This window comes from Litorilinea aerophila, from assembly GCF_006569185.2.
Classification (GTDB): domain Bacteria; phylum Chloroflexota; class Anaerolineae; order Caldilineales; family Caldilineaceae; genus Litorilinea; species Litorilinea aerophila.
The window spans coordinates 98,122-114,328 of sequence record NZ_VIGC02000004.1 but is presented as its reverse complement, the minus strand read 5'-3'; the positions used below and the strand labels follow the sequence as shown (position 1 = coordinate 114,328).

General features: G+C 66.9%; 10 protein-coding genes and 1 pseudogene. 6 read left to right on the top strand and 5 right to left on the bottom strand.

What is annotated here, in order from left to right; genetic code table 11:
* Nucleotides 1-2 precede the first annotated feature (2 nt).
* The 3 genes and pseudogenes from FKZ61_RS03955 to FKZ61_RS03945 all read right to left on the bottom strand — a co-directional run bounded on the left by FKZ61_RS03955 (nucleotide 3) and on the right by FKZ61_RS03945 (nucleotide 3,850).
* A complete protein-coding gene (locus FKZ61_RS03955) occupies nucleotides 3-1,370 on the bottom strand; it encodes an NAD-dependent succinate-semialdehyde dehydrogenase (RefSeq protein WP_141608778.1) in 1,368 nt (455 codons plus the stop codon).
* Between the two features lie 203 nt (nucleotides 1,371-1,573).
* Complete coding sequence (locus FKZ61_RS03950; RefSeq protein WP_141608777.1) at nucleotides 1,574-2,842, bottom strand: MFS transporter; 1,269 nt, start codon at nucleotides 2,840-2,842, stop codon at nucleotides 1,574-1,576.
* 192 nt (nucleotides 2,843-3,034) lie between these two features.
* Nucleotides 3,035-3,850, bottom strand: a pseudogene (locus tag FKZ61_RS03945) (LLM class flavin-dependent oxidoreductase).
* 438 nt (nucleotides 3,851-4,288) lie between these two features.
* Here FKZ61_RS03945 and FKZ61_RS03940 point away from each other — a divergent pair.
* The 6 genes from FKZ61_RS03940 (at nucleotide 4,289) to mfd (ending at nucleotide 13,579) form a co-directional block, all read left to right on the top strand.
* A complete protein-coding gene (locus FKZ61_RS03940) occupies nucleotides 4,289-5,179 on the top strand; it encodes a BON domain-containing protein (protein ID WP_170199212.1) in 891 nt (296 codons plus the stop codon).
* 216 nt (nucleotides 5,180-5,395) lie between these two features.
* A complete protein-coding gene (locus tag FKZ61_RS03935) occupies nucleotides 5,396-7,165 on the top strand; it encodes a CapA family protein (RefSeq protein WP_141608773.1) in 1,770 nt (589 codons plus the stop codon).
* Between the two features lie 234 nt (nucleotides 7,166-7,399).
* On the top strand, nucleotides 7,400-8,116 hold the full coding sequence (locus FKZ61_RS03930) for a DsbA family protein (protein WP_141608772.1): 717 nt from the start codon (nucleotides 7,400-7,402) through the stop codon (nucleotides 8,114-8,116).
* Between the two features lie 49 nt (nucleotides 8,117-8,165).
* Nucleotides 8,166-9,083, top strand: a complete 918-nt coding sequence (locus tag FKZ61_RS03925) for a hypothetical protein (protein ID WP_229964131.1) — start codon at nucleotides 8,166-8,168, stop codon at nucleotides 9,081-9,083.
* 186 nt (nucleotides 9,084-9,269) lie between these two features.
* Nucleotides 9,270-9,839 carry an aminoacyl-tRNA hydrolase gene (gene pth / locus FKZ61_RS03920; RefSeq protein WP_268251875.1) on the top strand — a complete coding sequence of 190 codons (570 nt, stop codon included), beginning with the start codon at nucleotides 9,270-9,272 and terminating at the stop codon, nucleotides 9,837-9,839.
* Between the two features lie 17 nt (nucleotides 9,840-9,856).
* Complete coding sequence (mfd, locus tag FKZ61_RS03915; protein ID WP_268251868.1) at nucleotides 9,857-13,579, top strand: transcription-repair coupling factor; 3,723 nt, start codon at nucleotides 9,857-9,859, stop codon at nucleotides 13,577-13,579.
* Nucleotides 13,580-13,751: 172 nt separating this feature from the next.
* On the opposite strand, the gene FKZ61_RS03910 is transcribed toward mfd, so the two are convergent.
* A complete protein-coding gene (locus FKZ61_RS03910; protein WP_141608875.1) occupies nucleotides 13,752-14,813 on the bottom strand; it encodes a hydroxymethylglutaryl-CoA synthase in 1,062 nt (353 codons plus the stop codon).
* A complete protein-coding gene (locus tag FKZ61_RS03905; protein ID WP_141608769.1) occupies nucleotides 14,797-16,179 on the bottom strand; it encodes a hydroxymethylglutaryl-CoA reductase, degradative in 1,383 nt (460 codons plus the stop codon). Before FKZ61_RS03905 ends, FKZ61_RS03910 begins: the two co-directional genes overlap by 17 nt.
* Nucleotides 16,180-16,207: the final 28 nt, after the last annotated feature.

The window sequence follows — 16,207 nt, the reverse complement described above, 5'->3', positions numbered from 1 at the left end:
GCTCACCGGATCCAGACGGTCTTCACGTTCACGAACTCCCGGATGCCGTGGTAGGAGAGCTCCCGGCCGTAGCCGCTCTCCTTCACCCCGCCGAAGGGCAGCCGGGGGTCGGACTTGACGAAGGCGTTGACGAAGCAGGAGCCCGCCTGGAGCTCCTCCCGGGCGATGCGCTCTCCCCGGGCCACGTCCCGGGTGAAGACAGCCGCGCCCAGGCCGAAGGCAGTGTCATTGGCGATGCGAATGGCGTCCGTTTCGTCCCGGGCAGCGATGATGGTGGCCACCGGGCCGAAGAGCTCCTCGTGGTAGGCCGGCATGCCGGGTCCCACATCCGCCAGCACCGTGGGTGGGTAGTAGGCGCCGGGGCCCGGCGGCACCTCCCCGCCCAGCAGACAGCGGGCGCCCTGGCGGATGCTCTCCTGGACCTGGGCGTGGAGTTCGTCCCGCAGGTCTACCCGGGCCAGGGGCCCCATGCGGGTGGCCTCGTCCAGGGGATCGCCGGGCTGGTAGCTGGCCATCTGTTCCACCACCCGGGCCTGGAACTCTTCCCGCACGGCGTCCACCACGATGAAGCGTTTGGCCGCGATGCAGCTCTGGCCGCCGTTGATCATCCGGCCGGCCACACAGGTCTCCACCGCGGCGGCCAGGTCGGCGTCCTCCAGCACCACGTACGGGTCGCTGCCTCCCAGCTCCAGCACCGTCTTTTTGAGCATGGCGCCGGCCCTGGCGGCCACAGCCCGGCCAGCCGGCGTGCTCCCGGTGAGGGTCACAGCCATCACGTGGCGGTTTTCGATGATGGCCTCCACCTGTTTGCTGCTCACCAGCAAGGTGCGGAAAGTGTTTTCCGGGAAGCCGGCTTCCCGGAAGAGCTCCTCCAGGGCAAGGGCACAGCCGGAGACGTTGGAGGCATGTTTGAGGACGCCCACATTGCCGGCCATGAGCCCTGGCGCAGCAAAGCGGATCACCTGCCAGAAGGGGAAATTCCAGGGCATCACGGCCAGCACCACGCCCAGGGGCTGATAGCTCACGTAGCTCTTGCTGGCGTCGGTCTCCACCAGCTCGGGCGCCAGGAACGCTTCACCCTTCTCCGCGTAGTACTCGCAGGCCCACGCGCACTTCTCCACCTCGGCCCGGCCATCCCGCACCGGCTTGCCCATCTCCAGGGCCATGAGGCGGGCATACTCCTGAGCCCGCCCCCGCAACACCCGGGCTGCCTCCCGGAGCAAGTCCGCCCGCCGGGCGAAGGGCGTCCGGCGCCAGGACTGGAACGCCTGGTGGGCCTGCTGGAGGATCTCTTCCACCTGCTGCGGCTTCATCTCCTCGTAGCGCGCCACCACCTCGCCCGTCGCCGGGTTGATCGATTCAAGAGCCATTCCATCTCCTCCTTTTGGACCCAAGATTGGCAAGACTTTCACCCATTTTTCCTCTTCATCGTGACTCCCCTGCAAAAAGGGCATTTTTGAACGCAAAGGCGCGAAGGCGCAAGGGCGCAAAGAAACGCAGGCGAGAATCACCCAAATCAGCGTTCATGTGCGTGGGTCAGCGTCCTCATTTGACCTTTGTGCAGCAGAGTCAGTCATCGATCCCGAAAATAGCGCCAGAAGGTGACAGTGCCCAGGAACGCCAGGCCGGCACTGAGCAGAAACAAAGGCGGGTAGCCGTAGTGGGCGATCACGTACCCGCCGACCAGGGCCATGGCGGCAAAGCTGAGGCCGCCGGCCATCTCCCCGGCACCGGAGAGGGTAGCCCGCCATTGGGGAGGCACCAGCTCCATGGTAAACGCCATGTAGGCCGGGTAGCGGATGGACGAAGCCGCCGCCACGCCGATAAAGCCCAGACCCGCCATGGCCCAGTGGCCGCCGATGGCCAGGGGGAGCAGTCCCAGCACCGTCGCCCCCGAGGCCAGGATCACCGTCTGGGGTGCGCCCCAGCGCTGCATCAGGATGGGGGTGAACAGGGCCGCCGGCACCGCGGACAGGCGTCCCAGGGCCGTGAGCAGGCCGATCTGGGCGGTCTTCACCTGCAGAGCCTGATCCATGTAGACATTGAAGAAGGTGGTGGCCGCGCCCACCCCGGCCACCTGCAGAAACCGAATCCAGATGAGGGCGAGCATCAATCCCAACAAGGAAGACCCCATGCGGGCCAGCCGATGGCGGGGCAGCCACGGGGATACCGGCCCAGGCCCCTCGGCCTGGGAGAGCCCCGGTGGGGGCGCCAGGCGCGTCTGCCACAGGGCCCACAGGGCGGGCAGGAGCAGACAGGCCGTCAGAAACAGGGGAAAGCGGTAGGGGGCAGGCTCCTCCTGGGGAATCCCGGTGGCCAGGGCAAAGAGGCGGGGCAGGAAGCCCCCCAGCAGGCTGCCGGTGAAGCCGGCCAGCGCCAGCACCGCGGTCTGCATGGAAAAGAGATGGTTGCGCTCGGCGGGTGTGGTGGCTTCCATGATGAAGGGGGCTGCATTGGTGTAGTAGAGGGCCATCCCCAGGTAAACCACCATGTTGGCCACCAATAGCCAGCCGCCCGGCGCCCCGGGAGCAGCCAGCTCTGCCAGGGCGCTGAGCCAGGCCCCCAGCCCCATCAGTGCCATGCCGACGAGGAGCAGGGGACGGCTTCCCCACCGCCCACCCAGGGCCCCTGCCGGCAGACAGGCCACGGCAAAGACGAAGAGGCCAGCCGAGTTGACCTGGCCGATGAATTCTGGCCCAAAGCCCAGGCGCAACAGATACAGGTTGAAGATGACGGCATACACACCGCCATCCACGGCAAAACCCAGCAACGCGGTGGCACCCAGGTAGAGCAGCACGTTGCGGTTGAAAAGGCGCAGCGTGCTCCAGTAGGCAGCGACCATCGGATGCTATCGTCCTTTTCCTGGCTTCCCTGCAAAAAGGGCATTTTTGAACGCAAAGGCGCAAAGGTGCAAAGACGCAAAGAAACGCAGGAAAGAGTAAACCGAATCGGCGTTCATGTGCGTGGGTCAGCGTCCTGATTTCACCTTCTTGCAGGCGAACCAGCAGTCGAACCATCTGTGAACTCTGCGGCTTTACAGATGGGGCAGTACCCTTTCGGCAAAGAGCAGGGTCCCGTCGGTACGGGGGGAATCGGCAAAGCTGACGTGAACCCGCCGGGCGCCCTGCTGGATGCCGGCCAGCAGCTGTTCGGTGATCTGCTCCGGGGTGCCGGCCAGGCCGTTACTGGTGACCGGGCGGACGGCCGGATCTTCCTGGAGCCGCTTGAGGTCCGTCTCGTTTTCGGCGATCAGGATCTGGGAGGCGATGACCTGCACGATTTCGTCGTAGTCCCGGCCGACCTGGCGGCAGTGTTCCTGGAGCACCTGCTGCTTATGGGCATAGGTGGCCCGGTCCTGGTAGATGTAATTCCACCAGTCGGCATGTTCGGCCACCACCCGCAGCAGATACTTTTCGCCAGATCCGCCGACCATGATGGGCGGTATGGGATCGGGCTTTGGCTCGCAGTAGGCATTTTCGATCTGGTAGTGCTCGCCCTGGAAGGTGGCCGGCGCCTCCCGCCACATGGCCCGCAGAATCTAGATGGCCTCGGCCAGTTGGGCGATGCGCACCCGATGGCTGGGGAAGGGCCAGCCGTAGGCCAGATACTCCTCCTCGTTCCAGCCGGCGCCAATGCCCACCACTACCCGGCCGCCGGAGAGGATCTGGCAGGTGGCCGCCATCTTGGCCAGGTGGGCCGGGTTGCGGAAGCTGTTGCAGAGCACCTGATGGCCGCAGATCTTATCCTCATAGCGGGCCAGGGCGTAGACCAGCAGGCTCCACCCTTCTGCCACCGGCTTCGCCCCATACTGGACGTGGTCCGGCATCCAGATGGAATCGAAGGGCGCCACCGTGGCGTCCAGATAGGGAATGGTATGGCCCACCAAACCGGACCAGATGTTGAGACCGACCGGGATTGTCACGGGATACCTCCTTGGGTAGAGATTGAAACATCCTCCCTGACTTATAGCTTACTTCCAGGGGCCGGTCAAGTGCCTCCGAACAGGCCGAACAGGGGCTATCAAAGATTCTCTCGTAGCGACGGCTCGCAGCCGCCCGATGGTGCCAAACCCAGGTGGGTGAAGGGACAGCGACAGATGCCGGTGGGCCGCCCGTCAGCAATCCGTCCAGATTGCACCAGCCCCCAGTCGCCAACCAGTAAACATAACGTCCGACACGGGTCCCACAAGAGACCGGCTTGCCAGTCCAAATGCTGCCATAATAGGGGCACGGCTTACGGCTCCACATGGCTTCCCCCGGGCCATGGGACTGACTGCAGGAGGTGCAGCATGTACGAGCTTGACCTGAACTTGGGCGCACGGGTGTTGTGCAACGACACCGCGGGCGGCAGGTTGTTGAAAGTGGCCGTGGATCCAGAGACCCATCAGGTCACCGACCTGATCGTGGAACGGGGCATGCTCCTCAAGCACAGCCGGGTCGTGCCCATCTCCACCCTGGTCGGGACGACGCCAGAGGGTATCTTGCTGGATGTGAGCGAGGCCCAGCTGGAGGATTTCACCGAGTACGGAGAGACCGAGATCAGCGAGCCTGCCAGTGAAGGCGGCCGCTATGTCTCCGCCAGCGGGGTGGCCCCGGGTTTTGGACCACTGCCGGCAGAACCGGTCATGGTACGCAGGCGAGTCCGCACGGGCGTCTCCTCGGATCGGGTGGTGTTGGGGCGGGACACCAAGGTGGAGAACCTGCACAAGACCATCGGCCATCTGGATCACGTCCTGATCCATCCCCAGAGCCGGGAGATCACCCACCTGGTCATCCGCCGGGGGTTGATCCCGCAGCGGCTGGTGCTCCCCGTGGAGCAGGTGGAGGATTTCTACGAAGATGAGATCTTCACTTCCATCTCCAACGACGAGCTGGACCGGCTGCCTCGCTACTCGCCCCCGGAAGAAGCCGGACCGGCCCTGGTGGAGCACCTGCTTACACCGGAGGGCTCCGCCACAGGCACGCCGGAGCCCACCAGCGTGGTGGCCAGGGTCCAGGCTGCCCTCAGCCGGGATCCCCGCACCCAAAACGCGGTGATCGAGGTCATCGACGACCGGGGAGTGATCATCCTCCAGGGCGACGTGCAGAGCCCCGAAATGCGCCAGGCAGCCGAGGAGGTTGCCGCCGCCCAGCCCGGCGTCACATCGGTAGTCAATGAGCTGATGGTGATCCGAAGCTGATCACGAAGCACCGAAACGCCTTGAACCCAGGACAATTCACCACCCGATCGGTTTCCATCTGATCCCCAAACCGATCAACAGGCAACGGAAAAGGCGGGAGAGGAGCTCTCCCGCCTTTTCCGTTGCAGTCCGGCCTGCTCTGCGCTATACTGGCCAGGTAAAGCCAACCATGAACCGTGAACCCATCGACCCATCCCTGGAAGGTCCCTTTGCTCCATGTCCAACACATCCCTGGCTCGCAAACTGACTGTTCTGGCCAGTGCGCTCATGATCCTGGCCGGCATCGCGCTGGCCATCTGGTCCCTGACCCACATCCCCCATACACCGGGCAACCGGCCGGTCCAGGCGGCCGCCGGCCCCGGGGATGACGGGCTGGCCGCGCTGCTGGCCCCCCGAGCAACGCCCACCGCAACGCCGCCGGCGTCCTCCCCGCCTGCCACCGTGGCCAGGGAGGGCACCCCCATCGTCCTGGTTCTGGATCCGGCGCTGCCGCCCACCGTCCGCAGCGCAGTGGACCAGGTGGTGAGCGGCTATGTCAACGTGCTCACGACCACCGTACCGGCTGACACGCCCAGCGTCACCCTGAGCCTGGAGCCAGAGGCCAGCGACGGCACCGCGGGGCGCCCCATCTACCGCCTCTTCTTCGCCGCGGCCACCCGCTTCGACGTGGTCGAGCCCGACATCACCTGGGCCGAGCTGGAGGCGGCCTGGCAGGGGGAGGACGAACGCTTCCAGGCGGTGGCCGTGCTCACCCAGACCATCCCTGCCTTGAGCCAGATCCTGGCCGGGCCGGGCCCCACCGTTCAGGGGTACGCCACGGTGGAACAGCTGCGGGAGGCCACCTGGGGCAGCACCCCCACCCTGGCCCTCCTCCCCTTCGAGTTGCTGGAGCCACGGCTGGCCGTCCTGGCCGTGGACGGTCAAAACCCGGTGGAAAATGCCCACCACTTCGATCCAGAAGCCTATCCCCTGGTGGCTACGGTCTACGCCCACATCCACCCCGTCACCCCGGCCCAGGGCCGGGCCATCGACGCCCTCTTCGCCCAGATGGCCCCCGCCAACCGGGACCCGGATCGGCTGACTGTGGTGGCCATGACCGGCGTCACCGCCATGACCCGGCTGACCGCGGCCCAGATGGATCGCTACGGCTATGACTGGCCCGCGGCCATCGTCGGACCAGAGCTGGCCAGCGCCGACATCACGGCCATCAGCAACGAGGTCCCCTTCGTGCCCGGCTGCGAAACCAACACCGACCTGGACAACCTGGTCTTCTGCAGCAAGCCGGAGTACATGGAGGCCCTCACTGCCTCGGGGGTGGACATCGTGGGCCTGACCGGCAACCACCAGAACGACTACGGCGTGGAAGCGGCCCTCCAGTCCCTGGCCATCTATGCCGAGGCGGGCCTGCCCGTCTACGGCGGCGGCGAAAACCGGGAAGCCGCCTTTGCCCCCCTCTACATCGAACACAACGGCAACCGCCTGGCCTTTCTGGGCGCCAACAGCTATGGCCCGCCGTCCGCCTGGGCCACCGACTCCCGACCGGGCAGCGCGCCCTTCGACCTGAACATCATGTCCGCCACCATCCGCAACATCAAGGAACAGGGTCGGGCCGACGTGGTCTTCGCCGAACTGCAGTACCAGGAGAGCTACGACGTCCAACCCCTGTGGGAACAGCGACAGGACTTCTCGGCCCTGGTGCGGGCCGGCGCCGACGTGGTGACCGGCGTCCAGAGCCACGTCCCCCAGGCCATCCAGTTCCTGAACGGCCGGCTCATCCTCTACGGCCTGGGCAACCTCTTCTTCGACCAGATGTGGAGCGAGACCACCCGCCAGGGGCTGATCGTGAAGCACACCATCTACCAGGGGCGCCACATCAGCACCCGCCTGCTGCCCACGGTGCTGGAGGATTACGGCCAGCCCCGCTGGGCCACGCCGGAGGAGCGGGAAGTGATCCTTCAACGGGTCTTCACCGCCAGCGGCTGGTGACGGGACAAGGTACGCATCCACACCCTGGATCTTCTTGCCCGGCCGCCCCAAAACACGTATACTGGAGACGCCATGCCGCCTGCCCTCCTCCAGGGGTGGGGTCGGCGGGCAGGCTCATTCGATCGCAGACGGGGGATCGAGGATCTTCGATCCCAGAGGACAGGCTCGGGCTCAAAGCCCGGATCGCTGATTGCATGGAGTCCGTTTGAATGACGGACGGGGAGTAAAATCGTCATGGCCAAAACAGCGACGAGACGTACCAGCAAGGTGCGTCGGCGCAGCAAAAATCAAAACGCCATCGGCTACTGGATCATCGGCATCTCCGCGGCAGTGGTGATCCTGGTCATCGCCCTGGCCGCCCTGAACAGCCGCCAGTCGGTGGCAGAAATCACCCCGCCGGACGTGCCGGCCGAGTGGGTCAACGGCACCAGCCTGGGGAACCCGGACGCGCCGGTGACCGTTCAAATGTGGGAAGATTTTCTGTGTCCCCACTGTCGCCAGTGGACTGAGCAGATCAAGCCCCAGTTGATGGAGGCCTACGTGAAGACAGGCCAGGTGAAGCTGGAATATCATTTCTTCCCCCTGCAGAGCTTCGCACCGGGCTCGGAAATGGCCGCCATGGCGGGCATGTGCGCCGCCGACCAGAACGCCTTCTGGCCCTACCACGACCGCCTCTTCCAGGCCCAGGATCGAGGCCAGGCCGGCTATCTGCTGGATGCCCTGGTCCAGTACGCGGATGAATTGGGGCTGGACAGCCGGGCCTTCCTCCAGTGCATGAGCAGCCAGAAGTATCGCACCGCCGTGCAGGAGTCGGCCAACCAGGCCATCGCCCTGGGCTTCACCGGGACGCCGTCCATCATGATCAACGGTCAGCAGGTGGAGAACCCCTTCGATTACAACGGGCTGGCCGCGGAGATTGATCGGCTGCTGGCAGCCAGTGGGAGCAATTGAACGGCCCGGCCGACGGGATGATCGGCCTTTGGAGATGATGACAATATCAATGATTCGGACGGTCTGGCGTCATGGCTCGACCCGAGATGGGAAGATGTCCCCGGTGACGGCCAGGAAGGAAAGCCTCCTGTCCGGGTGGATGCGCTGGCAGCGTGGCCTGCGCGAATGGACAGCGCGGCTGGGGCTGGCCGTGGGCGTGCTCCTGACCCTTCTGTCGCCCCCAGCAGTGGCCCAGGCCCAGGGAGTGGAGTCCGGCATTACATCCCCGGCAACTGGCTCCGCTGTGGCGGGGGATGTGCCCATCTTTGGCACGGCCGTGATCGAGCCTTTTCAGAAATATGAGCTCCACTACAAGGCGGAGCCCAGCGGCGACGATGCCTACATCTACTTTGATGGCGGCACCCAGCCGGTGATCAACGGCCAGCTGGGTGTCTGGCATGCGGGCGGCCTGCCCCCGGGCGTCTACAGCATCCGGCTGCGGGTGGTGAAGATTGACGGCAATTACGCAGAATATTTCGCCAAAAACCTGAGCGTCAACCTGGCGCCTACCCCGACGCCAACGCCCAGCGAACCGACGCCGACGCCCATCCCCACGGCCACGTTCACGCCTGCGCCCCAACCCACACCCGTGGTGGGGGAAGTCAGCCAGCCGGAACTGGCCGAACCGACACCCACCCCCACCGTGGCCGTGGCAGCTGTGCTGGCCCCCCCGGCGGACACGAGCACAGACACAGCAGGCGCAGCCGGGGCCGGTGGCTCCGTGGTCGGGACGGCCGGTGAGAGCCCGGCGGTGGTGGCGGAGCCCGGCGACAGCGTCACCCGGCAGCTGGGCGAGGCGTTGTCCCTGAATCGTCTGCGCCGGCAGTTCTGGAACGGCGTGCGCTTCAGCGCCGCCCTGTTCTTCGGCGTGGCCGCCCTGTACGCGGGCAAACGGCTCTTCAGCTGGCTCTGGAAACAGTACAGCTGATCGGATGTGATGACAGGGGCAAGCCTCCCGTTCGGGAGTGATTGCCCTTTCTCTGTTTGCTCACCCCGATTTGCTCATCTTCCCAATGGGAGGCCGCCTGCGCAGCCAAAACGCAGGTCGATAAGCCCCCCATTGGCGGAAGATGGGCCTTTTGTGTTGGAATAGGATATCGTGGCAGAAATCAAGATGATCGTGGGCCTGGGCAATCCCGGCCCGCGCTATGCGAAAAACAGGCACAACATCGGCTTCCAGTGCGTGGATCTGTTCAGCGAGCGGCACCAGATCCCCCTGGACAAAATGCAACATCGGGCACGCCTGGGCAGCGGCTGGGTCCAGGACAATGGCCGCCGGCAGCGGGTCCTCCTGGTCAAACCCCTGACCTACATGAACGCCTCCGGCGAGGCCGTCGCCCCCCTGGCCCGCTACTACCGGATCGCCCCAGAGGAGATCCTGGTCATCCACGACGACCTGGACCTGGAGGCGGGACGCCTGCGCCTGCGCCGCAACGGCAGCTCCGGCGGCCAGCGGGGCGTCCAGTCCATCATCAACCAGTTGGGCAGCCAGGATTTCCACCGGGCCCGGGTGGGCATCGGCCGGCCGCCCGGGCGGATGGATCCGGCCGCCTACGTGCTGCAAGACTTCAGCCCCCAGGAGGAGGCCGAGATCTTCGGTCCCCTGCGGGTCACCGTCTGTGATGCTGTGGTCTGTTGGCTGTTCGAGGGCATTGAAGCAGCCATGAATCGCTTCAACCGATAACCATGAAACTCACCGGTTTGTTGACCCTGCTTGGCCAGATGCCGGCCTTTCGCCAGCTCCTGGAAGAGGGCGACACCCAGCCCCAGGCCCTGCTCCAGGCGGCCCGCCCCTTCGTGGTGGCCGGGCTGGCCGTCCACAGGCCCAGGGCCGTGGTCTTCCTCACCGCGCGGGGTGAAATGGCCCAGCAGCTCCTGGTCCAACTGGAGAGCTGGCTGCCCCCCGTGGAGGAGGGAGGCCCTTCCCTGCACCTGTTCGCCGAGCCGGACGCCCTGCCCTACGAGCGTATCGCCTGGAGCAGCGCCACCCGACAACAGCGGCTGACCGCGCTGGCCGCCCTCCAGAGCCGCGCCGCCGGCCCTCGCCCCATCGTGGTGGCCAGCGCGCGCGCCCTGATGCAGAAGACCCTCCCCGCCCGGGAGCTTCGCCTGGCCCTGCGTCAGGTGAAGGTGGGCAGCGTCGTCCGCCTGGATCAGATGACCCAGAACTGGGTCCAGACCGGCTACAACCCGGCGGAAGTGGTGGAGGAGCCGGGCGTCTTCGCCCGGCGGGGGGGCATCGTGGACATCTGGCCGCCCAACCTCTCCCACCCGGTGCGCATCGACCTGTTCGGCGATGAAGTGGAAAGCCTGCGCATCTTCGACCCCGCCACCCAGCGCACCATCCGCCAGGTGGAAAGCATCGAGATTGGGCCGGGCAGCGAAGCCCTCAGCAAGTACGGCCCGGCCGCGCTGGCTCGCCTGGGCGTCCAGGAAGGCAGCCTGGGCACCCGCCTCCAGAGCAAGGAGAACCTGAACGTAGACCCGGCCGGCAGCCCCCTGACCGACCCCCACCTGCTCCTGGCCGTGCGAGAGGAGATCCGCCTGGAGGTGGAACACCTGGCCCAGGGCCACGCCTTCCACGGCATCGAGTGGTACCTGCCCTACCTCTACGACCGGCCCGCCAGCCTGCTGGATTATCTCCCCGCCGACAGCCTGCTGGTGGTGGATGATGCAGCCGACCTGTTCGCCACCCTCCACGAGCTGGAGGGCCAGGCCGCGGCCCTGCGGGAGGAGCTCCTGCGCACAGGGGAGCTGCCCCAGGGCTTCGCCAGCAGCTTCTTCACCGGCGAGGAGCTCCGGGAACAGCTTCTGGCCCGCCAGCACCTCTTGCTGGGGTACGGTGACCTGCACGGCCGCAGCACCAGCGCCAACACGCCCCTGGCTCGCAGCTTCGCGCCCGGCCCCCGCTACGGCGGCAAAACCCGGCAGATCGTCGCTGATGTGGCCCAGTGGCGGCAGGCGGGCCATGCCACCGTGCTGGCCACCCGCCAGGCCGCCCGCCTGCAGGAGCTGCTCCAGGCCGCCGATCTGCCGGTGCACGTCCAGCACGAACTGCGCCACCCGCCGGCCCCCCGCAGCCTGGCCCTGCTCCAGGGCATCGGGCCGGAAGGCTTCGTGATGCGGGGCGTCCCCACGCCCGACGGCAAAGGCAGCTTCGAGCTCCACTTCCTGACCGACACCGAGCTCTTCGGCTGGAGCAAGCCCCAGGCGCGGCGCCGCTCCAAGCCCCAGAGCAAGGTGGCGCCGGAGATCTTCTTCGCCGATGTCAAACCGGGCGACCCGGTGGTCCACCTGGAGCACGGCATCGGCATCTACGACGGCCTGGTCAAGCTGGAGCTGGATGGCGTCCAGCGGGAGTACCTGCAGGTGAGCTACGCCCGGGGAGACAAGCTCTACGTCCCCGTGCACCAGGCCGACCGCCTGAGCCGGTACGTGGGCACGGGGGAAAAGGTCCCGCCCATCAGCCGGCTGGGCACCGCGGACTGGCAGATGGTCAAGGAGCGGACCCGCCGGGCGGTGGCCGACATTGCCGACGACCTCCTGAAGCTCTACGCCGAGCGGGAGCTCACCCCGGGCTACGCCTTCAGCCCGGATGGCCCCTGGCAGGAGGAGTTGGCGGCCAGCTTCCCCTACGAAGAGACCGACGACCAGCTAGAGGCCATCGAGGCAGTGCGTCGGGATATGGAGGCCCCCCGCCCCATGGATCGGCTCATCTGCGGCGATGTGGGCTACGGCAAGACCGAAGTGGCCGTGCGGGCCGCGTTCAAGGCCATCACCGACGGCAAGCAGGTGGCCATGCTGGTGCCCACCACGGTGCTGGCCCAACAGCACTACCGCACCCTTAGCCGGCGGCTGGCCCGCTTTCCGGTCAACGTGGAGATGCTCAGCCGCTTCCGGACCCCCGCCCAGCAGGAGCGCATCATCCGAGGACTACGCGAAGGCACCGTGGACCTGGTGGTGGGCACCCACCGCCTGCTCAGCGACGACCTGGAGTTCAAAGACCTGGGCCTGCTCATCGTGGACGAGGAACAGCGCTTCGGCGTGGTCCAGAAGGAGAAGCTCAAGCAGCTCCGCACCAAGATCGATGTGCTCACCCTCAGCGCCACCCCCATCCCCCGGACGCTCCACATGAGCCTGAGCGGCATCCGGGACATGAGCACCATCAACACGCCGCCCAAGGAGCGGCTGCCCATCCACACGGTGCTGGCTGAATACGACGACATCCTGGTGCGCCAGGCCATCCGCCGGGAGCTCGACCGCAACGGCCAGGTCTACGTGGTGAATGACCGGGTGCGGGGCATCCAGCAGCTGGCCGACCGCATCCGCCGCCTGGTGCCCGACGCGGTGGTGGAGGTGGGCCACGGCCAGATGGCCGAGCGACAACTGGAAGAGGTGATGATCCGTTTTGCCGAGGGTGAGATCGATGTGCTGGTGGCCACCACCATCATCGAAAATGGCCTGGATATCCCCAACGCCAACACCATCATCATCAACCGGGCCGACCATTTCGGCCTGGCCCAGCTCTACCAGCTTCGGGGCCGGGTGGGTCGGGGCGCCCAACGGGGCCACTGCTACCTTCTCTACGAGAAGCACAAGCCCCTGAGCTACGACGCCCGGCGCCGCCTGTCGGCCATCATCGAGAGCAGCGACGAGCTGGGCGCGGGCTTCCGCATCGCCATGCGCGACCTGGAGATCCGGGGGGCCGGCGATCTGCTGGGTGCTCGCCAGCATGGGCACATCAGCAGCGTGGGCTTCGACCTCTACACCCGCCTCCTGGCCCAGGCCATCAACGAGGCGAAACGGCGCAAAGCCCTCTTCGACCAGGCGGAACAGGCCCAACAGGCCGCCACAGAGACAGACGGCCACGCGCCCGGCGCGCCCACGGCGCATCCCCCCTTGCTGGATCTGGAGGCGCCCTTCGACCTGGAGGATCCCCTGAGCCCGCCGGTCACCCTGGATCTGCCCATCGAGGCCCAGATCCCCGTCTATTACATCGAGGACGAGGCCCTGCGCCTCCAGATGTACCGACGCATCGCAGGCCTGACCCACCTGGAGAGCATCGACGAAATGCGCCAGGAGATGATCGACCGCTTCGGCACGGACCCCAACACCGGGTCCGTCCCCGAGGAGGTGGAAAACCTCTTCTTCCAGATTCGGGTCAAGATCCTGGCCCTTCGGGCGGGGGTGCAGAACATCGGGCGGGAGCTGGATCAACTGGTCATCCGCAGCGACGCCCTGGAAAACATGAACCGCCAGGCCCTGCAGCATCGCCTGCGCCAGGGCCTCCGCCAGATGGAGGGAGAGGTGCCGCCCGACGAGATGGCCCGGGTGGCCCGCCGGGCCATCTACCTGCCCGTGGACGAGGCCGGCTATTGGCGGGCAGCCCTGGTCCGGGTGTTGGAAATTATGGCCTACGGCTGAACCTCATGTGGGAAATGTGTGGGTTATGTGGGATAGGGTGGCCCTTTTCCCACATTATCCCACATTTATCCCACATTCGTGTGGGATAAATGTGGGATAAACCGGCGCCCCGGCACACCCTTGTGGATGTGGGCGCCGGTTCTGCTTGTGCGGGGCCTTGTGCACCTGTGGGTCAATGGGTGGCCAGCTTGCGGCGCAGGCGCACATACTGGGCGTAGTCGATGGGCACCCGACGGCGGATGTAGTCCCGGGTGGTGGGCGCGGCCTGCTGGATCTCCAGAATGCGGTCGGTCACCCGCAGGTCCATGGCATCGGATCCGGCGCCGCTTCCGTAGCTCACCACCAGGATGCGCTGGCCCGGTCGGGCCACGTCCAGCACGGCGGTGAGGCCGATGAGGGCCGACCCCGCGTAGGTGTTGCCGATCTCGTTGACCAGCAGCCCGGCTTCCCACTGAGCCGCCTGGAAGCCCAGGCTGGCCATGGCCCGGATGGGGAATTTACGGTTGGGCTGATGGAAGATGACGTGGTCGTAGTCGGCTGGAGCCGTGCCCATCTCCGCCATCATCTGCTGGGCCGCGGGCACCACATGGCCAAAGTAGCCGGGGTCGCCACTGAAGCGCTCCGCATGGCTGGGGTAGTGGGTGGTGGGCCGCCGCCAGAAGTCCGTGGTGTCGGAGACGTAGCTCAGGGTACGCAGGATCTCCGCGGCAGCTTCCTCCGCTGGCCCCAGGATGAAGGCAGCGCCGCCGGCGCCCGCCGTGTACTCCAGCGCGTCGCCAGGCCGCCCCTGGGCGGTGTCCATGCCGATGCTCAACACGTAGTCGGCCATGGCGCTGCCCACAAAGCCGATGCCCGCCTGCATGGCCTCGGTGCCCGCCTTGCAGGCGAACTGCCAGTCCGCGGCCAGGGTGGCCGGGGTGGCGCCGATGGCCTCGGCCACGATGGTGCCGGTGGGCTTGACCGCGTAGGGGTGGCTTTCGCTGCCCACCCAGACGGCCCGAATCTGGCGGGGGTCGATGCCTGCACGGGCCAGCGCATTGCGGGCCGCCTCGATGCTCATGGTGGCCGTGTCCTCATCCAGGCCGGGCACGGCCTTCTCCCGCACCGGGCTGGCGCTGTGCCCCCCCGTCCAGACCCGGCTGATCTCATTTCCCGGCAGGCGATAGCGGGGGACGTAGGCGCCGTAGCCCACGATGCCAACCGGGCGCAATGGCTGTTTAAACATTTTCTTGATCCTCCCCTTGCAACAATTCACGAGCTCGCTCCAGCCGGATCTGCCCCTCCTGCACCAGCCGGGCGGCGATACGATCCACCTGGGCGCCCTGGGCGCCGGCGGAAACGGCGATCTGGCGGGCATGGAGGGCCATGTGTCCCCGCTGGATGCCTTCCGTGGCCAGGGCCCGCAGCGCAGCCAGGTTCTGGGCCAGCCCCACCGCGGCCATCACCTCCGCCAGCTCCCGCGCGGAAGTGACGCCCAGGATCTTGAGCGCGACCCGGGCCGTCGGGTGGGCGCGGGTGGCACCGCCCACAATGCCCACGGCCAGGGGCATCTCCAGGCGGCCGTAAAGGTGAGGCTCGTCCAGCGGATGGTTGACCCCGGCAGCAGCCTGCCCCGCCGCCCGCCAGGCGTGGAGCTCAGGCAGCTCGCCGGCCAGGTCTTCCACCACCCGCCACTCGGTCAGGGCCCGGTAGCGGCCATCCCGGGCGGCGTAGGCGTGGGCGCCGGCCTCCACCGCGCGCCAGTCGTTGCCCGTAGCCAGGACCACCGCGTCGATGCCGTTGAGGATGCCCTTGTTGTGGGTGGCGGCCCGGTAGGGGTCGGCCACAGCGAAGGCATTGGCCTGGGCGATGCCCTGGATCACCTCCAGCCCGTTGAAGTCCATGGAGCTGAAGGCCGACGCGGGGATGGCCACCTCGGCCCAGGCCCGGCGCTGGTCCGACAGGTTGCTGAGGATGCGCAACAGGGCCCGGCCGCCGGTGATCCGTTCCAGGCGGGGCGCCAGGGTCTCCACCGCGGTGTTGATGGCGTTGGCGCCCATGGCATCCCGGGTGTCGAAGAGCAGGTGGACGATGAGCATGGGGCCGGCGGGGGTTTCGGGCAGGGGGCGCGCCTGGATGTCCACCGGGCCGCCGCCCTGGCGTGCGATGGTGGCGCTGGTGTTGGCCAACGCCAGCAACTCCTCCCGATCCGCCTGGATGGCGGCCATGGCCCGTTCCATGTCGGGCACCTCCAGGAGCTGGATCTGGCCGATCATCACCGGCTCGGTGCTGCCCGTGCGGAAGCCGCCGCCCAGTCGGGCCAGCCGGGCCGCGTAGCTGACCGCCGCCACCACCGACGGCTCTTCGATGACCATGGGGATCAGGATATCCCGGCCGTTGATGGTGAAGTTGGCGCCGATGGCCAGGGGGAGGGCATAGCGCCCCACCACGTTCTCCACCATCTTGTCGGCCTGGGCCAGGGAAAGGCCATCCTGCAGCCAGGCCACCTCTTCGGGGGTCAACCCGGCCCAGCGGGCCACCAGGGCCAGCCGCTCGTCCATGGGTAATTGGTAAAAGCCGCTCAATCGAGAAGAGCGGGGTGTCGGTTGGGTCTCGGTCATTGGGCCTTACCCTTCTGGTGACAGATTC